General features: G+C 67.2%; 18 protein-coding genes and 1 pseudogene. 9 read left to right on the top strand and 10 right to left on the bottom strand.

Features of this window, described 5'->3' with window-relative positions; all coding sequences use genetic code 11:
• The first annotated feature begins 21 nt into the window (after positions 1 to 21).
• Positions 22 to 675, top strand: coding sequence for a 4a-hydroxytetrahydrobiopterin dehydratase (locus tag ABD830_RS38145; RefSeq protein ID WP_344998503.1), 654 nt, complete (start codon positions 22 to 24; stop codon positions 673 to 675).
• Between the two features lie 27 nt (positions 676 to 702).
• Here the strand turns inward: ABD830_RS38145 and ABD830_RS38150 are convergent, their stop codons facing one another.
• Positions 703 to 6168, bottom strand: coding sequence for an ATP-binding protein (locus ABD830_RS38150; protein WP_344998506.1), 5466 nt, complete (start codon positions 6166 to 6168; stop codon positions 703 to 705).
• Positions 6169 to 6853: 685 nt separating this feature from the next.
• Here ABD830_RS38150 and ABD830_RS38155 point away from each other — a divergent pair.
• The gene (locus tag ABD830_RS38155) at positions 6854 to 7219 is read left to right on the top strand and encodes a hypothetical protein (protein WP_344998508.1); all 366 of its coding nucleotides are present in this window, start codon (positions 6854 to 6856) and stop codon (positions 7217 to 7219) included.
• An 84-nt stretch (positions 7220 to 7303) separates the two neighbouring features.
• On the opposite strand, the gene ABD830_RS38160 is transcribed toward ABD830_RS38155, so the two are convergent.
• The 6 genes from ABD830_RS38160 to ABD830_RS38185 are packed head-to-tail and all read right to left on the bottom strand — an operon-like array spanning position 7304 to position 13486.
• On the bottom strand, positions 7304 to 8254 hold the full coding sequence (locus ABD830_RS38160) for a class I mannose-6-phosphate isomerase (protein WP_344998510.1): 951 nt from the start codon (positions 8252 to 8254) through the stop codon (positions 7304 to 7306).
• Positions 8251 to 9447, bottom strand: coding sequence for an ADP-dependent glucokinase/phosphofructokinase (locus ABD830_RS38165; protein WP_344998513.1), 1197 nt, complete (start codon positions 9445 to 9447; stop codon positions 8251 to 8253). Before ABD830_RS38165 ends, ABD830_RS38160 begins: the two co-directional genes overlap by 4 nt.
• 1 nt (position 9448) lies before the next feature.
• Positions 9449 to 10312 carry a ketose-bisphosphate aldolase gene (locus ABD830_RS38170; RefSeq protein WP_344998516.1) on the bottom strand — a complete coding sequence of 288 codons (864 nt, stop codon included), beginning with the start codon at positions 10310 to 10312 and terminating at the stop codon, positions 9449 to 9451.
• Between the two features lie 34 nt (positions 10313 to 10346).
• Complete coding sequence (locus ABD830_RS38175) at positions 10347 to 11192, bottom strand: carbohydrate ABC transporter permease (protein ID WP_344998518.1); 846 nt, start codon at positions 11190 to 11192, stop codon at positions 10347 to 10349.
• Between the two features lie 7 nt (positions 11193 to 11199).
• Positions 11200 to 12141 (bottom strand): carbohydrate ABC transporter permease, encoded by a 942-nt coding sequence (locus ABD830_RS38180; protein ID WP_344998521.1) that lies wholly within the window; start codon positions 12139 to 12141, stop codon positions 11200 to 11202.
• A 55-nt stretch (positions 12142 to 12196) separates the two neighbouring features.
• The gene (locus ABD830_RS38185; RefSeq protein WP_344998523.1) at positions 12197 to 13486 is read right to left on the bottom strand and encodes an ABC transporter substrate-binding protein; all 1290 of its coding nucleotides are present in this window, start codon (positions 13484 to 13486) and stop codon (positions 12197 to 12199) included.
• Positions 13487 to 13783: 297 nt separating this feature from the next.
• Here ABD830_RS38185 and ABD830_RS38190 point away from each other — a divergent pair, with 297 nt between their 5' ends.
• The 3 genes from ABD830_RS38190 to ABD830_RS38205 all read left to right on the top strand — a co-directional run bounded on the left by ABD830_RS38190 (position 13784) and on the right by ABD830_RS38205 (position 16499).
• Entirely contained in the window at positions 13784 to 14602 is an 819-nt protein-coding gene (locus ABD830_RS38190; RefSeq protein WP_344998525.1) for a DeoR/GlpR family DNA-binding transcription regulator, read from the top strand.
• A 254-nt stretch (positions 14603 to 14856) separates the two neighbouring features.
• Positions 14857 to 15951 carry a helix-turn-helix domain-containing protein gene (locus ABD830_RS38200; protein WP_344998527.1) on the top strand — a complete coding sequence of 365 codons (1095 nt, stop codon included), beginning with the start codon at positions 14857 to 14859 and terminating at the stop codon, positions 15949 to 15951.
• Positions 15952 to 15986: 35 nt separating this feature from the next.
• Complete coding sequence (locus ABD830_RS38205; RefSeq protein WP_344998529.1) at positions 15987 to 16499, top strand: PIN domain-containing protein; 513 nt, start codon at positions 15987 to 15989, stop codon at positions 16497 to 16499.
• A 164-nt stretch (positions 16500 to 16663) separates the two neighbouring features.
• On the opposite strand, the gene ABD830_RS38210 is transcribed toward ABD830_RS38205, so the two are convergent.
• The gene (locus ABD830_RS38210) at positions 16664 to 17182 is read right to left on the bottom strand and encodes a type II toxin-antitoxin system RelE family toxin (protein ID WP_344998531.1); all 519 of its coding nucleotides are present in this window, start codon (positions 17180 to 17182) and stop codon (positions 16664 to 16666) included.
• A gap of 3 nt (positions 17183 to 17185) precedes the next feature.
• Entirely contained in the window at positions 17186 to 17494 is a 309-nt protein-coding gene (locus ABD830_RS38215) for a type II toxin-antitoxin system prevent-host-death family antitoxin (RefSeq protein ID WP_344998533.1), read from the bottom strand.
• 246 nt (positions 17495 to 17740) lie between these two features.
• Between ABD830_RS38215 and ABD830_RS38220 the strand changes: the two genes are divergently transcribed.
• On the top strand, positions 17741 to 18655 hold the full coding sequence (locus tag ABD830_RS38220; RefSeq protein ID WP_344998535.1) for a DUF6891 domain-containing protein: 915 nt from the start codon (positions 17741 to 17743) through the stop codon (positions 18653 to 18655).
• A gap of 141 nt (positions 18656 to 18796) precedes the next feature.
• Here the strand turns inward: ABD830_RS38220 and ABD830_RS38225 are convergent.
• A pseudogene (locus ABD830_RS38225) lies at positions 18797 to 18895 on the bottom strand (peptide-methionine (S)-S-oxide reductase MsrA); the annotation flags it as partial.
• A 40-nt stretch (positions 18896 to 18935) separates the two neighbouring features.
• Here ABD830_RS38225 and ABD830_RS38230 point away from each other — a divergent pair.
• From ABD830_RS38230 to istB, 3 genes are all read left to right on the top strand, one after another.
• On the top strand, positions 18936 to 20444 hold the full coding sequence (locus ABD830_RS38230) for a recombinase family protein (RefSeq protein WP_344998537.1): 1509 nt from the start codon (positions 18936 to 18938) through the stop codon (positions 20442 to 20444).
• 713 nt (positions 20445 to 21157) lie between these two features.
• Positions 21158 to 22381 (top strand): IS21 family transposase, encoded by a 1224-nt coding sequence (istA, locus tag ABD830_RS38235; protein WP_344998539.1) that lies wholly within the window; start codon positions 21158 to 21160, stop codon positions 22379 to 22381.
• Entirely contained in the window at positions 22381 to 23205 is an 825-nt protein-coding gene (gene istB, locus ABD830_RS38240) for an IS21-like element helper ATPase IstB (RefSeq protein ID WP_344998541.1), read from the top strand. Before istA ends, istB begins: the two co-directional genes overlap by 1 nt.
• Positions 23206 to 23253 lie beyond the last annotated feature (48 nt).

The raw sequence follows: 23253 nt of genomic DNA on the forward strand, positions 1-23253 counted from the left end.
CCCGGCATGCAAGGATGCCTCATGAGCAAGCTGACCGGACAGCAGATCGCAGACGAAGGGCTGGACGGGTGGGCCTACCTGCTCGGCGGCCTGCAGACCCGCATCCTGACCAAGGACTTCGCGACCGGGCTCTCAGTCGTCAACGCCATCGGCGCGGCGGCCGAGGAGATGAACCATCATCCCGACCTCGACCTGCGCTACACCCACGTGGACGTCCGATTGACCAGCCACGACGAGCGCGCGGTCACAGACCGCGATGTCCGGCTGGCCCGCGCCGTCTCCTCCATCGCCGCCGAGGCCGGGGCGCAGCTGGAGTCCTCGAACGTCTCCCGGCTGGAGCTCGCCCTTGACACCCCGGCCGGAGAGTCGGTTCCGCCGTTCTGGGCCGCGGTGCTGGCGACGGAGTATCTGTCAGGCCCCGACTTCGGCGACGAGGTCCGCGACCCAGCCGGCGTTCTGCCGACCGTGTGGTTCCAGACGTCCGGCAGCGAGGAACCCCGCCAGCGCTGGCATCTCGACATATGGGTGGATCCTGCGCAGGTCCAGCCACGCATAGACGCGGCGCTCGCCGCCGGCGGCACGCTGGTCAGCGACGCGGGGGCGCCGAGCTTCTGGGTGCTCGCCGACCCCGAAGGCAACCGGGCCTGCCTGTGCACCTGGCAGGCCCGGGGCTGACGTAACCGCCACAGCGCTGAAGCTGGGTCAGCGCAGGCGGGACTCGATCGCCTCGATGATCCGTGGACGCAGTTCCGCGGCGCGGATGACGGCGTCGACGGATCCGACCTCGACCGCGCGCTGGATGTTGTGCACGCGGTCGAACTTCGCGGCCACCTCGCCGAGCTTCTCCACGCGCACCGACGAGCGGAGCTCGTCGAGCTCCGCGGTCAACGCGGCGCGGTCGGTGCCGGAGGCGGCCGCGATGCGGGCCTCCAGGTCCCGCACGCGCGGGTCCGCCGCGGTGCGGGCGTCGACGTCGCCGGAGAACACCACCGCGGCGGCGGGGGCGCCGCCGAGCACCGAGGCGAACGACCCTTCCAACGCGAGCACGGTCATGTTCGGGTTCAGCGCCTTCGAGAACACCACAAACGCTCCGCCGTGGTACCGCGAGATCACGCAGAACACGATGGGTCCGCGGAAGTTCACGATCGCGCGGCCGATCTCGGCACCGTACTCCAGTTGCAGCTTCCGCATCGACTCCGGCGAGCCGTCGAAGCCCGACAGGTTCGCGAGCACCACCAGCGGCCGGTTGCCGCTGGCCGCGTTGATCGCCCGCGCGGCCTTCTTCGACGACCGCGGGAACAGCGTGCCCGCAGTGTAGGCATCCGGGCCATCGGTGGGCGGGAAGCCGCGTCGCGGCACCGACCGTGACTCGATGCCGAGCAGGCACACCGGCATGCCGCCGAGATGCACGTCCTGCACCACCGTGGTCTCCGCGTCGGCCATGCCCGCCCAGCGTTCCAGCACCGGATGGTCCTGGTCGGAGAGCGCCCGCATCACGGTCCGGATGTCGAACGGCTTCTTGCGGTCCGGGTTGGCCTCGGCGGAGAAGATCTCACCGACGGTGGCGAAGTCGCTGTCCGCCACCGCATGCGGGAAGTCGGAGATGTCACGGTTGACGGGGTCGGTGGTCTTCGCCCGCCGCGGCGCCTTCTCGCCGGGTGCGACGTACGTGTGGTCGTAGTACGACATCAGCACGTCCCGGGCGGCGGACAGGTTCGGAGCCCAGTACTGCGCCTGCCCGTTCGGGCCCATCACCCGGTCGTAGCCGCCGATGCCGAAGTTGTCCTCGGCCGAGACGCCACCGGAGAAGTCGAGCGATTGCTTGCCGGTGAGCACCATCGCCGAGTCCGGCGTCATCACGAGGATGCCCTTGGTGTGCATGAGCATCGTCGCCTCGGCGTTCCAGTACGGCTGCGCGCCGACGTTGATGCCCGCGACCACGATGTTGATCTCGCCGCCGTCCTGGGTGAACTCGACGATCCGCTTGAGGGCCGCGGCCACCCAGTCCATGTTCTCGGTGCCCGACTCCATGGAGATCCGGGCGCCGGCGGACAGCGCGTACCACTCCAGCGGCACCTGCATCCGCTCCGCCAGGTCCAGCGCGGCGATCACGCGGCGGCACTCCGGCTCGGACAGCGCGCCGAGGGCCTTCGTCGGGTCGCCGAGCAGCACGACCCTGGTGACGCCCTCCGGGTGCCGCCGGGTCGGCGTGGTGACCACGCCCGCGACGATCGCCGCGGTGTTGCGCCCCTTCGGCCGATCGACCGGCACCAACAGGTGGTCGTCGTCGAGGTCGTGCTCGACGAAGTCGCCCAGCAGGCCGGTCAGCTCGTACGGGTACACCGTGTTGCGGCTGCTCGCCCGCAGCACCTTCAGCCGATAGTCGTCGACCGGCTCCACCGGCTCGTCCGACGGCTCGCCGACGGTCAGCTCGGCTCCGCCGGTGGCGTCGAAGGAGATGCGTACGGCGATCTTGGTCAACTCGCCGGTCTTCCGGTCGCGCTGCCGCGCGATGAACAGGATCTCCTCCAGCCCGGCGCCCGCGGTCGTCGGCCGCACGCGCCCAGCGATCATCTCCATCTCCGCGCGGGTGATCTCGCTCGGCGGCCAGACGTAGACCACGATCCGGTTGGTGTTGAAGCGTTTCTTCGACGGCCGCCGCGACTGTGCGCGGCGGATCGAGTCGAGGCAGGTGGCGATGGTGTCCTCGACCGTCGGCAGCGCGACCAGCCTGCCGTCGTGCTCGCGCAGCTCGGTCAGGTCGCGGACCTGCGCGAACGCGACGAGGCGGTCGTCCGACGGGTTCTCCCGCGCCACGCACTGGAAGAGGTAGACCTCCTCGTCCGACGACGGCAGCCGGGTGAGGTCGAACTTGCCCAGCCGCTCGATCTGCATCCGCTGCGCGATGTACGGGTGCAGGCCGCGGATCAGCCGCTCCTCGGTCATCCCGTCGGCCGACGGGCGGAACGTGAAGTGGTGGTGCATCACCGCGCCGCCCCTGCCCGCGACGGTGGCGGTGAGCCTGCGGACCTGGTCCGGCAGCGGGTGGGCGCTGACGACCTCGTGCAGCGCGGCCGCCATCGCGTCGGAGTCCTCTGGCTGGTTCTCCCAGCCGAGATAGATGTCGGCGTCGATGGCCTCCTCGCCGCTCGCCAGCTCCGCGAGCCCGCGCAGCGCGCCACCCAGCGCTTCGAAGCTCACCGCGGAGGAGACCACGCACGAGCCCGCGCGGTCGGCGACCACGAACGTGCAACCCGCGACCTCGCTGGTGCGGACGCCGGTGAGACCCTTGTTGCCGTAGTACCGCCGGGTCAGCACCTCCAGCATGACCGCGTTGTCCAGGTCGTCGCGGACCAGCCGCTGGCCGAGCAGCCGCACCAGCGGCTCGGTGGTGCGGACCATCTCGGCGATGCGCTCGGCGCGGTCCGGCGCGTCCGGGTGCGCGTCCAGATGGCGCAGGTTCTTGCGGACGTCGGCGTAGACGCGGGCGCGGTTGCGGCGCAGCAGCGGTCGGCCGAACCACGCGAACACCACGCCGCGCGCGAGGTCGGAGACCACGGGGAAGCGGACCTGGGTGGCCGCCAGCAGCCGCTCCAGCGCGAGACCGGCGGGCTCACGCAGCGCCTCGTCCGGCGGCGGCTCCCGCAGCCACGCGCGCAGCAACGTCGCGACGACCGTGGCGTTGGCGGACGCGCGTTGCTGAGCGAGGAAGATCCGGAACACGCCGGCCTCGAGCTCGGGAGAGCGCTCCAGTTCGGTGACGCCGTAGTGCCCGAGCGCCTTGGCGAGCTTGCCCTGGAACGCCTCCGGCAGGCCGGCCCGCTCCACGTCGAGGCTCTGCAGGTAGGTGTGGAAGTATTCGCGGGCGCTGTGCACGTGGCCGGCGCCCCCGCCGTCCTCGCCTGCCGGCCGGTTGCGGCTCAGCTCGGCGAGGTCGGCGAACACGTCAACGAGCTGGAGCTCCTCGGCCAGCGGCCGGTGGCCGTCCTCGGTGGCCGTCCGGCGTGCGGCGAGGTATTCGTCGAGCACCCGGCGTTCGTCGTGCGGGTCGACGTCGAAGCCCAGCAGCAGGCTGCGCAGGTCCTCCTGGCCGCGCGTGGCGCGCTCCCGCGCCGGGATCTTCCCGGGCGCGGCGGGCAGGTCCAGCTTGACGGAGCCGGCGGCCGAGACGCCCTCGGCTTCGGCGCCGTCGTCGGCGAGCGGCTCGAGCCGCAGCAGCGGTGCACCCGTCTCCACCTGGCTGCCCACGGACACGGCGCATTCCTTCAGCCGCGCCCTGAACGGCGCCCGCAGCACCGTCTCCATCTTCATGCTCTCCAGCACCAGCACCGGCGCACCCGCCTCGACCTCGGCGCCGATCTCCAGCGGCGTGGCGACGACCAGCGCGGGTGCGGGCGAGCGGACGACGCCGCCCTCGTCGCGGCTGACCCGGTGCGTCACGCCGTCCACCTCGAGCAGGTGGATCGGCCCGTGCGTGCCGGTGAGGATCCGGTAGCGGGCGCCGTTGACCACGATCTGCCCGGTGTGCCGGTCGAAACGGTCGAGCTCGACGTCGGCGGTGCGGACGGCGTCACCTGCTTCGACGCCGACACGGAACCGATGCGCGCCGACCCGCGCGACGCGCACCCGGTAGGCGACGCCACGCAGCTTGAGGTCCAGCGGCCGGCCGCTCTCGTGCTGCACCTGCGGGCGTCCGCCGAACGCCGTCGACAGCAGCCGCTGCCGCTCGGCGCGCTCCTCCTCCTCGTACGCCTCGATGGCGGCGACCGCCAGCGCGACGGCGGAGTGCCGGTGCGAGACGAGCCTGCCCTCGCCGCGCACGCGGTCTATCCAGCCGGTGTCCGCGACGGCGTCGATCACCTCGGGCTGGTCGAGCAGGTCGAGCACGAAGCTCTTGTTCGTCGCGCCGCCCTCGATGATCACCTTGGTCTGCGCCATCGCCCGGCGCAGCCTGCCGAGTGCCTCATCGCGGTTACGGCCGTAGGCGATGATCTTCGCGATCATCGAATCGAAGTCGGCGGGGATGGTGTCGCCCTCGCTGACGCCGGTGTCGACACGGATGCCCGGCCCGGCGGGCAGGTCGAGCCGCGCGATGCGACCTGGGGCGGGCGCGAAGTCGCGGTCGGGGTCCTCGGCGTTCAGCCGGGCTTCGATGGCGTGGCCGCGCTCCACCGGCGGCTCCCCCTCGAGCCTGCCCCCGGACGCCACCCGCAGCTGAGCCTTGACCAGGTCGAACCCGGTGGTGATCTCGGTAATCGGATGCTCGACCTGCAAGCGCGTGTTGACCTCGAGGAACGCGAACAGCTTGTCGCCGGGGTGGTAGAGGAACTCGACGGTCGCCGCGCCGCGGTAACCGACCGCGACGGCCAGCCGTTCGGCCGACGCCTTGAGCTCGGCCGCCTGCACGGGGCTGAGCACCGGCGACGCCGACTCCTCGATGACCTTCTGGTTGCGCCGCTGCACCGAGCAGTCGCGGACGCCGAGCGCCCACGCGGTGCCCGCACCATCGGCGATCACCTGAACCTCGACGTGCCGGGCACCGGTGACCAGCCGCTCCAGGAACACGATGCCGCTGCCGAACGCCCGCGCGGCCTCCTGGCTGGTGCGCTCGTAGGCGTCGGCGAGCTCGACCTCGTTCGTGACCACGCGGATGCCACGCCCGCCGCCGCCCGCGGTCGCCTTCAGCATCAGCGGATAGCCGATCTCGGCCGCCGCCGCCAGAGCTGCGTCCAGGGTCTCCACGGCACCGCGGCTCCACGGCGCGACCGGCACGCCGACCTCCTCGGCGATCAGCTTCGCGCCGATCTTGTCGCCGAGCTTGCGCATGGCTTCCGCACTCGGTCCGACGAAGGTGACTCCGACCTTCTCGCACAACTCCGCGAAGGCCGGGTCCTCCGCGACGAAGCCCCAGCCGACCCATGCGGCGTCGGCCCCGGTCTCCACCAGCGCGCGCTCCAGCACCTTCAGATCGAGGTACGGGCGCGCGGACGCGGGGCCGAGCTCGTAGGACAGATCGGCTTCACGGACGAAGGTGGCCGTGCGGTCGACGTCGGTGTACAGGGCGACGGTCTCGATCCGTGTCCCGATCTCCGCGGCGATATCCCGTACGGCGTGGATGAGCCGCATAGCGGCCTCACCACGGTTGACGATGGCGACACGACGGAACACGCGACCAAGCCTTCCTGCAGACGAACGATGCTTCACACGCCGGGCCACAGAGACTCCCGGCACTGTCCACCTTTCCGTCTACCGGCCGGAAGCGCCATGTAGGAGACATCGCATGCTCTGCCGCTCCAGTTGTAGCAACCGATCAAAGGCCGACGGCCGTCCGCACGTGACCGGGCGTGTCGGGACAGAGCAGCAGTGCACTTCGAGGGCCGGTCACGACTCCCCGACGTCAGCCCCACCGGGCAGGCCACGCCGGTGCCGCAGCACCCGTTCGGCACTCTGATGCCGACGGGTCCGCGCCGCAGTCATTTCTGCCTGTACTCGGCCGACGCACTCACCGTCCCAGTACTGCTGGTGATAGCACTCATCTCCAGGCAACAACTTGCCCCCGCAGACAACCAGGCTTCGAGACGCATGCAGCAAGCGACTCCGTCCGACTGTTCAGGAAATCCCCGCTCTCCGCCTCCAACGGAGTTCGGCTTTTTCCCGAACACCGAGGGACTGGGCAGCACCAATGGAGGCCAGGTCACAGCCTCAGAACGAGGCTGAAGTTCTGCGAGCCGGAATGACTGTGCTAGCTGACCGCCTGCCAGCTGGGTGGGACATCCAACCGCTGAGCCACAGACTGCTCGATGCTCGCTTCGACGCTCTCTGGAAGGTGACAGCACCGGACGGAACCTCGGTCGTGCTGGTCGTGGAGGCCAAGCGGGTGGTGGAGAGACGTGACACCGCTACGCTGCTCCATCAGTTGAATGCTGCGGCGGACGAGCATCCAGGCAGCCGCGGGGTTGTCGTCTCTCGCTATCTGTCGCCACCCGTGCGTAAGCGGCTCTCGGACGCGGGCCTCTCCTACATCGACGCGACAGGGAACATCACCCTGAACGTCTCTCAGCCCGGTCTGTACATTGCAGACCGAGGAGCCGACCATGATCCGTGGCGCGGTCCTGGAAGACCGCGCTCGTCCGATCTCGGTCCGCGCTTCTCGATGCCTTGGCCGCAAACGATGGCCGGCCGCACCGAGCGCAGGGCAGTGGCCGCGACCACAGCGTAGATCAGTAGACCGTGTGGTCCTCCGCCTTCTCCGTCAAGCTGGCGCACGGGATCACATCAACACATAGGGGTCGCGCTGTGGCAGTCAGGCGGACGCCGAGAGGCGGATGACCTCCACCTGGCCGTCCAGCAGGACCGGGCCGGCGGCGTACGGAACCAGCAGCGTGTCTCCCCGCCGGAGCGACAGGTCGTCCTTGTCGCCGATCAGCCTGCCCTCTCCGGCCACCACGACCAGCACGCTGAAGCCACGTTCCAGGCGTTCGCCGCCATACAGGCGGCGAACGGCGAAGAACTCGTCCGCGGCCTCGGGCAGCAGTCGCGCCGGAGTACCGCGGAGTTCGTCGAGGCGTGATGGCGTCCAGGCGCCGCGGTCGACGCACTGCAGGGCCAGGTCATAGCCGAGGCCGAGGTGGCCGCCGGCGAGGCCGAAGCCTTCGTACTCCAGCAGCACCGAGAAGTCGGTCGGCTCCTGCACCTCGACCAGCAGGATGCCGTCGCCGATCGCGTGCGGCAGGCCGGCCGGGCAGAGGATCGCGTCGCCGGCCGCAACCGGGATTTTGTTGGTGGCGGCGAGCATGGCCTCAGTCTTCTGCCCGTCCACCCAGCCGGCCAGCTCGGCGGCCTCCACGTCACGCGCAAAGCCCAGATGGACGTACGCGCCGGGCCGCGCGGAGACGATCACCCATGCCTCGGTCTTCCCGTACGGCGAGGCGAGGTGCGCGGTGGCGAAGCGGCGGTCAGGGTGCACATGCAATGGCAGCCGCTGGCCGGCGTCGAGCAGCTTCACCAGCACGCCGGTGTCGGCGCGTTCCGGGCCGAGCCACCAGCGCGGGTCCGCGGCGATCGCCTCCGCCAGCACGCGGCCGTCGGCCAGGGTGGACAGTCCGGATGGGGCGAGCCCGAACCTGGAGGTCACCGAGCCCACCCAGTCCTCCGGGCGGTCGGGCAGCCGCGGCATGTTGCGGAACTCGGCGATCCGGCCGGCGCCGCGATAGAACGTCTCGGGCTGGTTGGCAGGCAGCACCTCGACCGTCATCGGTGTCCCTTCAGGGCCAGCTCCGCGAGGAAGCCGCCGACGAACGTGTCGCCGAGCCCGACGGTGGTGGGGTTCTGGACGTCGAGTGCGAAGCCGGGGACACAATCGACAGTCGCCCCCATGCGCGAGCGCAGCGCCGCCGCGAAGGCGACGGACTCGGGCCGCCGGGCCAGTCGGCGCAGACGCTCGATGTCCTCCTTGCTGAATTCGTCGCCGTGGCAGTAGCGGGTGGCCGCCATGACCGTGCCGGTGTCGAGGGCGTCGGCGTAACCGCCTGCGCCGAGCGCCACAGCCCAGTACTTCGTGTGCAGCACCAGCGTCGGCACCGGGATGAGCGCGTGCACCGCCGTGAGCGCCTCTGCGACATCCTCGGCCGAGAGCAGGTCGACCGGGCGCCCGATGTGCGACTGCAGCTCGTCCTCGTTCAGTCCGTACACGTTGATCTCGTCGAGCAGCGCATCCCGGACCCGGCGGCTGAAGGCGGGCTCGTGGTATGCCGCGTCCTCGAAGTAGGCCACCGCCCCGTACGGCAAGTGCCGCATGTGCTCTTTCAGGGAGGCGAGCCTTTCGTCGAGCTCCGCCTTGTCGCGCATGGCGTTGAATCCGGAGATCAGAAAGATGTCCGCCTTGCCCAACCGGTCGCCGAGATCGTCGGTGAGCAGCAGGGCAGCGTTCGCCGGGTCGTTGACGTAGATCAGGCGGTTCGGGAACGGCGCGACGATGTCGATGTCGCTCGCCCGGACCCGCAGGCCCTTGTCGTACTGGACGATCAGGTGTGGGTAGAAGGTGTCCTCGACACCGCTGTTGATGTACTCGCAGTCCGCCGGCAGCAGCCGGCGGAAGGTGTCGTTGACGCTGACCAGGTGCAGCGTGGACGGCACGCCGAGCCGGCTCATCACGATCCCGCCCCGCACCGAGGTGCCGCCCAGAGTCTCCCGATGCGGGAACCGGTTCGCGAAGGTCGACAGCGCCGGGGCGGAGGCGACGAAGTGTTCGCCGCCTCCGCCCCGGGCAACGTACCCGAGGATCGACACCACGAGGTCCCGCTCAGTGGTCACCGTGGCCGGCGACGTCAGTTCCGCGGCCACGATGCCGTACTCGGCGACAAGCTGTTCCAGGACACTGGTGGTCAGCTTCAACTCGTAGTCGACGCAACCGCCGAGGCCCAGGATTATCCGGGACGCGTCTGCCATGTCAGTAGAGCGAGCCCTTGCCGGCGGCGCCGAACAGCTCGATCTTCTGGGCGGCGACCACCTTCATGGCCTCGATGCAGGCGGGCTGGATGGCGTTCGGCTCGCGCACCTTCCGATCGTTGCCCAGCACCTCGCGCATCTTGTCGTGGTAGGCGACCTTGATATCGGTGGAGATGTTGATCTTGTTGATACCGATTCGCGCCGCCTCGCGAATCTCGTCGTCCGGGTTGCCTGAGCCGCCGTGCAGCACCAGGGGGATCTGCACCCGGCTCTTGATCTCCTTGAGCAGGTCGAGCTTCAGCTCTGGCTTGAGGTGGGCCGGGTAGAGGCCGTGGAACGTCCCGATCGCGACGGCGAGGCTGTCCACGCCGGTCTGCTCGACGAACGTGACCGCGTCATCAGGGTCGGTGTAGATGATCTCGGCGGCGCCCGCCTCGGCGTAGCTGTCGTTCCCGCCGATCGTGCCGAGCTCGCCCTCCACCGACACGCCGAGAACGTGCGCGGAGTCGGTGACCTTCTTGGTGATCGCGATGTTCTCCTCGAACGGCTTCAGCGACCCGTCGATCATCACGGAGGTGAAGCCGTACTGGATCGCCTGCAGGATCTGCTCATAGGTGGCGCCGTGGTCCCAGTGGATCGCGATCGGGACGCTCGAGTTGTGCGACCGCTCGACGATGCCGGTGATCATCTCGCGGCCGATGTGCCGAACCTCGTCCGGGTGGATCCCGACGATCAGGGGGGCGTTCATCTCCTCGCTGATCTCCACGATCCCCTTGAACATCGCCCAGTCGCTGATGTTGAAGGCGGGCACGGCGAAGCTGTGTTCGTTGGCGACGTCCAGGATCGCCTTGCCGGTCGTCAGCATTTTGTGCGTTCTCTCCTTTTGCGTGCTGGGTGTGTCAGGCCTTGACGGCGCCGGCGGTGAGCCCACCGATGAACCGTCGCTGGAACAGGAGGAAGAGGAGGAGGACCGGAATGGACCCGAGGATGCTCATCGCCATCATCTGGTTCCACTCGTACGAGTGCTGGCCCATGAGCAGTTGGATGCCGATCGGCACGGTGCGCATGTCGTCGGTACGGGTCAGAGTGAGCGCGAACAGGTACTCGTTCCACGAGATCATGAACGTGTACACGCCGACCGCGATCAGACCGGGCACCGAGATCGGCACCAGGATCCGCCACAGCGCGGTCCAGCTGGTGCCGCCGTCGACCTTGACGGACTCGTCCAGCTCTCGTGGCAGCGTGTTCAGGTACGCGGTGATCATGATGATCGCGTACGGGAGCGTGAACACCATGTGCGTGAGGATCAGGCCGGGATAGGTGTTGTACAGCCCGAGCCCGACGACGAGCCCGAAGTACGGAATGACCAGCGTGATCGGCGGCACGGCCTGGACACCGACGATCACGGCGTTGATGCTCTTCTGGAACGGGAACGTGAAGCGGCTGAAGGCGAACCCGGCCAGGACGGCCACCAGCAGCGTCAGGATGGTCACCGCGAAGGCGACGATGTAGCTGTTGAGGAAGTACCGCAGCTGGGTACCGTTGCCCAGAATCTCCGCGTAGGCGTCGAACGAGAAGCTGTTGGTGACGAGCTTCGGCGGATTCTGGAAGACTTCTCCGTTGCTCTTGAACGAGGTGGACAGCAGCCACAGGACCGGCAGGCCGGCGAACAGCCCGCCGATGACGAGGCCGGTGATGACGCCGGCCTTGGCGAGGGTGCGACGGGTCTTGATGGTGGTGGCCATGCTTCTCTCACCGCTCCCTTTGCTGGCGTACGTAGAAGAAGGCCAGGATCATCGTCAGCAGCAGCACGATCACGGCGGCGGCGGACGCGGTCGCGAACTCGTACTCGCTGAAGGCTTGCTTGTAGGTGTAGGTGCTGAGCATCTCGGTGGCGTTCAGCGGCCCGCCGCCGGTCGTCATCCAGATCAGTGCGAACTGCTGGGACGTCCAGATCAGGTCGAGCACTCCCATGCTGACGATCACCGGTCTTAGTTGGGGCAGCGTCACGTGCATGAACCGCTGGAACCAGTTCGACCCGTCCATCGCGGCCGCTTCGTACAGGTCGTTGGGGATGCCCTGCAGCCCGGCGAGCAGGCTGATCATGAAGAACGGGTAGCCGGACCAGATGTTGACGAACGTGACCGCCCAGAGCGCCTTGCCCGGGTCGCCGAGCCAGTTCACGCCCTCCTGAATGAGACCCAGCGCGTGCAGCACGTAGTTGACCACACCGGACGGGTCGAGCAGCAGCCGCCAGATGACGGCGATCACCGCGATCGTGAACAGCCAGGGCAGGATGTAGACGATTCGGAAAACGGCCTTGGCGACCCCGCCCAGCAACTGGGTGTTGAGCATCATCGCGAAGGCCAGGCCGAGGACCAGGTGGGCCACGGTGCTGACCGAGATGAAGATGGCGGTGTTCTCCAGCGCCGCCAGGAAGTCCGGGTCGGTGAGCACCGTGGTGTAGTTGGCGAACCCGGCGAACACCGGGTTCTCCTGGACGATCACGTTGTCCTGGAACGAGTAGCTGATCACCATGACGATGGGGACCACCATCAGGACCACGATCAAAAGCACCGTGGGGGACAGATAGCCGTACGGGATCAGGCGCCTGGCCAGGGTGGAGCGGGTCCGGCCGGGTGTGACCCGTTCCTCGGTGGGCGGCGCCATCTTCGGTGCCGTCATGGATGTCATCGCTTTCTCCTTGATCGCGCGCCGCGCCGGGGGACCGGCACGGCGCCCGGGCGGGCTACCCGATCACCGAGGACCAGGACTCCTGCGACTTGGCGAGGGCGGCGTCGACACTGGTCTTGCCGGTCAGCACGAGCTGGAGCTGCTCGTCGAAGCTGCGCATCAGGTCCTCGGACTTGGGCAGGCCGACGAACTCGTTGGCGGGGTAGCCCTGCTGGTAGATGTCGAAAGCGGTCTTGAACAGCGGGTCACTGTTGCTGAAGTCCGGCTTGGCGTTCTTGTTACCCGGGAAGCCGTTCGCGATCGTGCTCAGCTTCGCGTTGGTCTCCTGGCTGAGCAGGTAGGACACGAACTTGAACGCCTCGGCCTTGTGCTCGGTGGAGTTGGAGATGCCGATACCCCACGACGCGTACGGGATGCCGCGCTTGCCGGTGTAGCCGTCCTCAGCCGGAAGGGCCGCCACCTCGAACTTCAGATCCGGCTTGTTCTTCTTGATCAGGTTGATGTGCGCGAGCGAGTCGATCATCATGCCGACCTGGCCGTTGGTGAACTTCTCGACCTTGTCCTGCTCTTTCATGGTGAGCGAGCCGGGGGCGATGACGCCCGCGTCGTTCAGGCTCTTCACGTACTCGACCACGCTCTTGACCGGCGCGCCGGTCAGGTTTGGCTTGCCGTCGGTCAGCATGCTGCCACCGGACGCCCAGAGCCAGGACATGACGTCGTTCTGGATGCCGTTGGGGACGGCGCTGTCGAGCGGGAGCGCCCAGCCCTTCACGTCACCGCCGGTTGCGCTGATCTTCTTGGCCGCGTCGAGGAACTGGGTGCGCGTGGTGGGCACCTCGGCGACGCCGGCCTTGGTGAGCAGGTCCTTGTTGACGAAGAGCGGGTAGACGAAGTTGACCACCGGGATCATGTAGGTCTTGCCCTTGACCTGCACCTGACTGGCGAGCTCGCCGGCGTCGTACTTCGCGTCGGCCATCAGCTTGGACAGATCGGTGATCGCGCCCTGCTTGGCGAAGTCGTTGACCCAGGCGCCGTCGAGACCCACCACGTCGGGCAGGGTCTTCGACGCGGCGCCGGTGATCAGCTGCTGCTTCGTCGACGCGTACGGCGCGCTCAGCAGCTTGATCTTGATCTTCGGGTTCTGAGCGGTGAAATCGTTAACGATCTTGTCGAACTCCCCGGCAGGGAGCTCGGACCCCCACCACTGGGCGAACTCCAGCGTCACACTGCCGTCCGCGGCGGTGTCGCCCGAGGCACCCGAGCCGCACGCCGCCACGAACGCGACCGTCGCAGCCGCTGTCGCCGCCCCTATCACTCGCTTCACCCGGGTTGCACCAACCGCCATGACGGGCTCCTTCTATAACGAGATCTTTCCGTCCTCTGCCGAGTTGGCCGTCACGTTAGCAGCGTGTTACGAACACCTACAAGAGAAGAACCGCAAAAAACTGCGAACTACGGCATAATGTGGTGCCATGAAGCAGGATCCGGCACGCTATTGTCACCCTCTGATCTGTAAAGATCTCCGCCCCTACCGGCCTTCGGTCGACCCTGCCCACGCTTGCAGCTCTCAGCAGATCTATGCGGCAATATGCTCAGTAGGCGCTGACTTGTGGCATACTGCCGCACTGACAAGGGGGAATCAGTGAGCGTTGACAGGGACGAGCGGCAGCGCCACCTACCCGCAGGGCGCAAGGCTCAGCTGGCCGCGTACGTGGCCGACACCGGCCAAGTCACGGTGGGCGAGCTCGCCGAGCGCTTCGGCGTCTCCATCGACACCGTGCGACGCGATCTCGATCAGCTGGCCGCCGAGGGCATCCTCGTGCGTACATACGGCGGCGCTGTCAGCCTGTCCACGGTCTCCCGCACCGACCGCGCCGTCGACCAGCGGCTTGCCGTGCAGGAGCAGGAGAAGGAGAAGATCGGGGCACTGGCCGCGACACTGGTCGAGGACGGCTCGACCATCATGATCAACGGCGGGACGACCACTCTTGCGCTCGCCCGCAGTCTGGGCCAGCACCGCGACCTCACGGTGGCGACGAACAATCTGCTGGTGCCGAGCGCGCTCCCGCCTACGGCCATCCGCGACATCTACGTCTTCGGCGGCGCGGTGCGCGCGCTCACCCTCGCCACGATCGGCCCGGTCAGCTTCCGCGCCAACACCGGCGCCGAGCTGGACATCAGCTGCGATCTGGCGCTGATCGGCGTCGGCGCGGTCGCCGCCGACGCCGGCTACACGACGAGCAACCTCGCCGAGGCCGCGATGATGCAGGAGATGATCTCCCGTGCGGCCCGCGTGGCGATCCTCGCCGACTCGTCCAAATTCGGCCGCCGACTGTTCGCCCAAGTGTCGGAACTAGGCGCTGCCGACTACCTGATCACCGACACCACACCGCCACCCGACCTGCGGGCTGCCCTTAAGGCGAGCGGCGTGGAGGTGCTCACCCCCGCGGCCAAGGCTTAGTGCCCAGAAGAGCTTGTCAGGCCTCACCAGACGTCAACCCGACCGGACAGGCCACCCCGGTGCCGCCGATTCCGCAGTACCCGTTCGGCACTTTAAAAAGGTATTGCTGGTGGTAGCAGTTCACCTCGCGCACCAATAGGCAAGACGTGACATGAGTGGCTATGGCACAACTTGGCGACAGCCTTAGGTAAAGAAGTCGCACTCAAGGTGTGTGCCAGTGGCCACCTCGCCGACGAGTGTGCGATTATCGCACCATGAGCACGCTCGATTGGACCGACATCGGCGCGCGAGTCCGCGAGTCACGGCTGGCCATGCGGCTCTCCCAGGAGCAGCTGGCCGAGCTGACCGGCCTCGACAGAACCATGGTCAGTAAGATCGAGGCGGGCACAAGGCGTCTCGACGCTCTGGAACTCGTACGACTGGCCCGAGCACTCGATCTTCCAATGGGCCATTTCCTCAACGCGCCTCCAGCCGTTATGTCCCACCGCCCGCCTCTGGCCGAGGACACGGCGTCGCCTGCCGCACAGGCTTCCTATCGCATGGATGTGGCTCTCGCGGCCTGGATTCGGGAGATCCGACTCCTGGTTTCTCTCGAGGCGCTAAAACTCATCCCCATCAAGCGATACAACGGCAAGGTCGATGGGCCAGCGGCGGCTGCAGATGCGGCCCGGTGGCTGAGAGCCGAACTGGATTTGGGGCTCGCCCCCATCGAATCGCTCGCCGGCCTGTGTGAACGGTGTGGCCAGTTCGTCCTGGTGACCGATCTTTCTGGAGAAGGTGCTTCGGCTATAGACGGTGACGTGGCTGCCGCCGTCGTCTCCATCAGCGGTGATCCCGGACGGCGGCGAACCACTGCCGCCCATGAACTCGGCCACCTGATTCTGGGCGATGAATACTCCACCGACCTGGGAGTAGGCACCTCCCGCGAAGCTCGTGAAGCCGTGATAGACACCTTCGCCGCTGAGCTTCTCCTGCCAGTTGAGGCGATCCGGCGTACTGCGCCATCGACTGCCCTCACCAGAGCGGAGTTGGTTCGTCTCGCGGCGGAGTACCGGACGTCCTGGAGTCTCGCGCTGCGGCAGGCAAGAGTCGCCGATGCAATCAGCCAGAACGAAGAGAAGGACCTGCGGACCTGTCCACCGACCTTCGCGGAGTTCAGGGATTCACTGGGCTGGACACCTCAGCCGGATTTGGACGAGATCCGCGTATCTCCAAACTTCGCCCACGCGGTGATGACGGCGTACAAGAACGGTCGGATCACCAGTCACCGAGCTCTGGAGCTTATGCACGGACAGCTCAAGAGCGAGACGGATCTGCCTCCGATAGCTGAGACGGAAGAGCGCCCGTGACCGAATCGAAGCCAATCGGCCCTTTGCCTCCGCTCGTGACTGACACCATGGTGCTCCTTCACTTTGCCAAGGCCGACCGGCTCGACGTTCTAGGAGCAAGTGTCACGGAGATGTCCACGACTCTTGTAGTTGTCGACGAGCTGGGCAAATACTCCGATGAGTGTCCCTCGCTGCAGCGCCTCACGGAACTTGAGTGGTTGCGAGTCCAACCGCAGGATTCGGTCGAAGAGCTCATCGCCTTCGACACATGGAGCCAGCTGCTCGGCACCAGCGACGATTACGACAAGGGAGAAGCCAGTGTCTTCGCCGCGGCTCAGGTACATGGCTTGGTTGCACTCACGGATGACCGAGACGCGACGAAGGTGGGCCGGGCGAATGGACTCAAGATCCACGGCACCATATGGCTGCTGACCCGACTGCAGGGGCTCGGCAAAATGACTCTGGTCGAGATTTGCAACCACGTGGACGCTCTACGAGCCTCCGGGATGCGCCTTCCCTGCACAGGACCTGAGCTTCCGGGCTGGGCCAGAGACCGCGGGCTTCTCTAGGTCGTCCCTGCGACGACCGTTCGTCCTCGCCGTTCGTCCTCGCCGGTCGTCAGGCCGACGGGGCAGGCCACGCCCGTGCCGCCGATCCCGCAATACCCGTTCGGCACCTTAAAAAGGTACTGCTGGTGGTAGCACTTCGCCTCGGGCAATAGATGGGCAGCAACCTAACGGGGCTTGGACCGGTACTCAGCCCACAAGTCGACGGCCTCTTGGAGGTCAAGAGCAGCAACGTCCTCGCGGGCCATCCCCACCGTGTGTATCAACCGGTCAGCGAGCCAATCCGGAACCGGTTCTCTAGGGGGTGCTTTCTCCACCCGAATATGATCGGCCAGCGCGCCAAGACGCTCGATCACCTGGCCAAGCTGGATGATCTCGGGACGGTCAGCACCCGCCTCACGAACCCTCGCCGTCGCCTCCACGTACACTTCCGCGTCGGCCCGCTCACCGACAGCCCAGACCTCGCAGATCTCCACCGACTTGTCCTCGGTGATGCGGTAAACGACACGCCAGGTGTTGCGGCCGACCACCAGCTTCCGGAAACCGGTCAGTTCACCGCCGAGCGGGTAACCCGCCTCAGGGTTGTCCAGCAGGAGAAGAATCTTTTTGAGTACCTTGGGCGCCGCGTCCGGGCCGATGCGTCGGAGGTCGTCGACCGCCGGCGCCGTGAAGACGACGTCGGACACGGCTCACTCGTCGTCCGGGATGGCGGCCAGTGACTCGCGAGTATGGCCGAAGGCGGCAAGCACCTCATCGAGCGAGACCCGCTCCCCCGTGTCCGTGACCGACCGAGCGAGCACAAGCGCCAGATCACGCAGATCAGCCGCCGCTTCCTCCAACTCATTGAGTCGGCGAATGCTTACCACAGCCGCCACTGGCTGATGCCGACGGGTAACGACCAGATCAGTCCCCTGCTCCGCATCAGCCACCAGGCGGGCAACCCCTCGCTGGGCCGCCTCCGTGACGCTCAGCTCAGTCGCGTCGTGCAGAACAGTCATGCATAAACTGTACATCTTTCTGCACAGAACCGCGATCCCGGGGCGGTGAGCTGCCTTTCAGATCTCCGCTCCTGCCCACGATCCAGCCGCCCAGACGCGCTCGAATGACGGCATGTAGCGTCCCGCTGCCGTCCTGCCGTCCAGGCGGCGGAATTGGGAGGTCAGGTTGGCCAAATACGAAGATCAGCCCAGCCCGGCGGTCCTCATTGGATGACGACTTCGGAGGGTGGTGCCAGGATGGGCGGCATGCTGGCGATCACTATGGTGACCGAGGACGGTCGCCGGTTCGTGCGTGCGGGCGAGGAGGACATCGCCGGACTGGTCGGTGGGCTGGGGCCGCGGAACTACAGGTTCCTGATCCTTCAGCGGATCCCCGACCTGCCAGACGTCTTCATGCAGGTGTGGCACGACGGAGGCGACTATACGCTCGAGCATCGTGAAGGCGGGGCCGACCGGCACTTCCAGCTCATCCTCGACAGGCCCGAGCCGGTGATCGCAGCCATGACCGCGTGGGCACGCCAAGAGGACAGCTGGCGATCCGTGCTTGCCTGGACCCCGTTGGACCTGGGTACGCCCGAACCGACTCCGCCGCTCGACCTGGAAGAGGACGATCGTGCGAGCCTCGAGGCGCGCATCCGCGAGGTGGCCACCGGCGGATATGCGACCAGAGCGGAACTGGCCGAGGTCGCGGAGGAGTACCTGGTGTCAGGCGATCGCCGGCCTGTCTCCCCTGAACAGGCCCGCGAACTAGCCGACCGGCTATGGCTGGAGCGCGTCCAGGAGCAGGCTGCCTGGGAGGGCGAAACCGACCCCGATCGACTCACCCGCGCCTTCACAGCCTTGGCGGCCGCCGGCATCACGGCGAAAGAGAACTTCACCTGCTGCGGTTCGTGCGGCCGAACGGAGATCGGCGGCGCGGGCTCACCGGACGCCCGAGGTTACGTCTTCTTCCACAGCCAGTGCACGGACGCCGCCGCAGCCGGACATGGCCTGACGCTCCTGTACGGCGGCTTCGACGGCTCGCCGGCCACCACATCGACCATCGGCCGTGAGGTCGTGGCCGCGCTCGAACTGGCCGGCCTCCCCGCCGAATGGAACGGCGATCCGGACCAGGCCATCACCGTCACGCAGATCGACTGGCGCAGACGCCTCATCGGTTGACGTCAATCCGGCAGCGCAGCCGACGGCCACGAAGAATCCAGGCAAGCGACCGGCTGATCGTAGGTTTCCATGCCGCGCAGGTCATCAGGGAAGGCAGGCCCAGGCGTTCCGCAGCATGGAACCCGGCGAAGTCCGCTTTGCTCACTCGCCGGCGGGTGCGATGCCCACCGGACAGGTGACACCGGTGCCGCCGATCCCGCAATATCCGTTCGGCACTTTAAAAAGATATTGCTGGTGGTAGAACTTAACTCTCCGCAACAATTCATGCGAGGAGAGTTACATGACCAATGTCCCAGTCGTCTCCTACGCTCGCATATCCGCCGACATCAGGCGAGACGAGCACGGTGTGCAGGACCAGCACAGGCTCAACCGGGAGACGGCAGCGCGGCAGGGGTGGACGGTCGTCCATGAGTACACGGACAACGACAAATCAGCGGCGAAAGCCGACGTCGTACGCGACGACTTCGAGGCAATGCTACGGGCTCTGCGGGCGGGCGAACTGCCGAACGGTACGGCGGTGCAAGGCGTCGTCATCGTCGCCGAAGACCGGCTCGCTCGGCGTCCCGGCGACTACGAGCGCTTCGTCGAAGCAATCACTTACCAGGACGGCCGCGTGTTCGCCGATGCTCGCGGCACGAAGGATCTCTACAGCGAGGACACAGAGAGCATGGGGCTCTTCGGCGCCGTGATCTCCAAGATGGAGGTCCGCAAGATGCAGCGCCGCATGCGCCGCTCGCACCGTATGCGCGCTGAGCAGGGTCTACCCGTCGGCGGCACACGCCCGTTCGGCTGGAAGCCCGACCGGCTCGCCCTCGACCCCCAAGAAGCACCGCTCGTACGGCAGGCGATCCTCGACCTGATCGCTGGACGCTCGCTGTACTCCATCACCAACCAGTGGCGCCAGGAGGGTGTAAAGACCTCGCTCGGCAATGAATGGCTGCCCAGTTCGCTCAAGCTGACGGTACAGAACCCTCGGGTCTGCGGCTGGCGGGAGATCAACGGCGAACTCGTCCGCGACTCGACAGGAAATCCCGTGGTCGGGCAGTGGGAGCCGATCGTCTCGCCTGAGCAGTGGATGGCGGTTAAGAACATCTTCGACGCCCGAAAGGGCCATTTCATCTACCGAGACGGGCGAGTCGGCCACATCCTCACGCCGGACTTCCGCGAGCCGAACTACCTCCTCACAGGCTTCCTGCGCTGCGGCCGTTCCAAGCCCGACGGCTCCCTCTGCAACGCGTCCCTCCGCGTCACCCACAGCAAGGACTGCATTCAGCACATCTACCTCTGCCCGACCAAGACAGCCGGCGGCTGTGGCGGCGTCGGCCGGCGCGGTGACATGGTCGATCTCTACATCTCGGAGGCGGTCCTCGCCAAGCTGGAAGAAGTCCAACTCGCCGCCTCCGCTGATCCCGTCGAATGGTCTGGAAAGGCGGAGTACGAGGATGCGAAGTCCCGCCTGGAGGAGCTTCGGGTCCAGTGGACCGCAGGGAACATCACCAACGAACTGTTCTTCTCGGTGGCCCCGGACTTGGAGAAGCGGATCGCCCGCCTCCGTACCGAGGCGCAGAACTTCACCGCTGCCGCCCAACGCCGCCAAGCCCGCTCCGACACCGACATCACCGAGATCCGACGGCGCTGGTACCTGGCAGAGGAGGACGGCGGGCTGCCCCTCACCATCAAGCGGTCCTACATCCGCGAGGCCCTCCTGGCAGTGATCATCTATCCCTCTGGCAAGGGGCGCAGGAAGTTCAACCCGGATCTGCTTGAGCCGATCTGGCGAGAAGGCTGAGCACAGGACGCCCAGGACGTCCCCAGAAGGCTGTCTCCCTTACCCAAGGGCGACAGCCTTCTTACTTTACCTCCGAACTATCGGCGACAGCCGGACTTCTACGGACACAACCGGACGCCCACGGTACGTGCCGGACGTCTGCACTCCCGTCGCCATAGGAACTCCGACCTGCGTAAACGCGTTCTCAGAGTGGTACAACGTACTCACACCAAGAGCCACCGTCCCTCTACAGCACGACCGCAGCGAACATCTCGGCGAATCACCTCAAGGCGCATAGACGATTCCGGGAAAGCACATCCACGACCACTAATGACCCGTCGGACTTCCCGGCCCGACGGTAGGTGTCAACACCGAGCGCGCCATTCACCTTCTCGCCGCACTCCATTCCTGTTCTCTCGCTGCTGGTACCACCGCCAAAGGCTGTCTTCGGGCTGCCTAGGCGCCGGTATCTGGCCGTGCTCGTCAGGTACGGCGGTGGCTCCCGCCCACGAGCTGAGGAGGCCACCTGAACCAACCGAACGAGCTGTCTGCCCAGGAGTGGGGCAAGCAGCAAGCCGCACGATCCCCTCGCTGGTCAGAAGAGAAGTGGCAGCGCATCGCCACCGTGCTCGGCGTATGCGTCGCCCGCCAAACCCCGCCCTGTCGACGACGCGTGAATACTGACCCCCAGGCGACGGCCGAAATCTGACCCCCCTTGCAGTTCACTCTGGAGGGTGATCAAGGTGGAGGACTGGGCGGAGATCCGCCGGTTGCACCGGGCCGAGGGCATGCCCATCAAAGCGATCGCGCGGCATCTGGGCATCGCCAGGAACACGGTGCGGCGGGCGCTGGCGGCCGAGGAGCCGCCGAAGTATCAACGGCCGGGTAAGAAGTCGATCGTGGACGCGGTAGAACCGCAGATCCGGGCGCTGCTGCGGCAGTGGCCGGACATGCCCGCGACAGTGATCGCCGAGCGGATCGGCTGGCAGCGATCGATGACCGTGCTCAAGGACCGCATCCGGCAGATCCGGCCGGAGTACCGGCCGCTCGATCCTGCCTCGCGCACCAGCTACCAGCCGGGCGAGCTAGCCCAATGCGATCTCTGGTTCCCGCCGGCACGTATCCCGGTTGGCCCCGACCGAGGGATGAGTCTGCCGGTGTTGGTCCTGGTCTGCGGCTACTCGCGCTGGCTGCTGGCCCGGATGATCCCCTCCCGGGCGGCCGGGGACCTGTTCGCCGGGATGTGGACGTTGCTGTCCCTGCTCGGAGCCACCCCCAAGACGCTGGTGTGGGACAACGAGGGCGCCATCGGGGCATGGAAGGGCGGACGCCCGCAGCTCACCCAGGACGCCGAAGCCTTCCGCGGCACTCTCGGCGCCCGCATCCTGCAGTGCCGGCCAGCCGATCCGGAGGCCAAAGGCCTGGTGGAGCGAGCCAACGGCTATCTGGAAACCTCGTTCCTGCCGGGCCGGGCCTTCACCGGCCCGCACGACTTCAACACCCAGCTGGAGGGTTGGCTGCAGCGGGCTAACCAGCGCCATCACCGGCGCCTGGACTGCCGCCCGGCGGACCGGATCAGCGCGGATCGGGCAGCGATGGTCGCGTTGCCGCCCGTGCCGCCGACCGTGGGCTGGCGCAGCGCGACCCGGCTGGCGCGCGATCACTACGTGCGCGTCGCCTCCAACGACTACTCCGTCCACCCGTCGGCGATCGGCCGCCTGGTCGAGGTCGTCGCCGACCTGGAGCAGGTCACGGTGACCTGCGCGGGGCAGGTGGTGGCCCGGCACGAGCGCTGCTGGGATGTCCACCAGACGCTCACCGACCCCGCTCACGCCAGGGCCGCGGCGACGCTGCGCGCGGCCCGGCTGCAGGCCGTGGCCACGCCGATCGACACCGAGGTGGAACAACGCCAGCTCAGCGACTACGACGCCCTGCTCGGCATCGAGACGGTGGCGTGATGGCCGCACGAACCAGCGCCGCCACCGCGTCAACGGCGGCAGCCAGCGGCCGCAACATCGGCGCCGAGCTGGCCTACCTGACCCGCGTGCTGAAGGCACCTTCACTGGCAGCGGCCATCGAGCGGCTAGCCGAACGGGCCCGCGCCGAGTCCTGGAGTCATGAGGAGTTCCTGGCCGCCTGCCTGCAACGTGAAGTGGCCGCCCGCGACTCCCACGGCGGCGAGGCCCGCATCCGCGCCGCGCGCTTCCCGGCCCGCAAGGCCCTGGAGGATTTCGACTACGACCACCAGCGCTCTCTCAAACGCGAGGCCATCGCGCATCTGAGCACGCTGGACTTCGTCACCGCCAAAGACAACGTAGTCTTCCTCGGCCCGCCCGGCACCGGCAAAACGCACCTGTCGATCGGCCTGGGCATCCGCGCCTGCCAAGCCGGCCATCGGGTCGCTTTCGCCACCGCTGCAGAGTGGGTGGCCCGTCTGGCAGACGCGCACGCCGCCGGCCGCTTGCAGGACGAGTTGATCAAGCTGGCCCGCATCCCGGTCCTGATCGTCGACGAGGTGGGCTACATCCCGTTCGAGTCCGAGGCTGCCAACTTGTTCTTCCAGCTGGTCTCCAGCCGCTACGAACGCGCCTCGCTGATCGTCACGTCCAACAAGCCCTTCGGCCGCTGGGGCGAGGTGTTCGGCGACGACGTGGTCGCCGCCGCCATGATCGACCGTCTCGTCCACCACGCCGAAGTCATCTCACTGAAGGGAGACAGCTACCGGCTGAAGAACCGCGACCTGGGCCGGGTCCCACCGGTCCGCTCTGAGCACGAGCAGTAACCAACGACAAGACCAGGGGGTCAAGATTCAACCGTCGTCAGGGGGTCA

This window comes from Nonomuraea helvata, assembly GCF_039535785.1.
Lineage (GTDB): Bacteria > Actinomycetota > Actinomycetes > Streptosporangiales > Streptosporangiaceae > Nonomuraea > Nonomuraea helvata.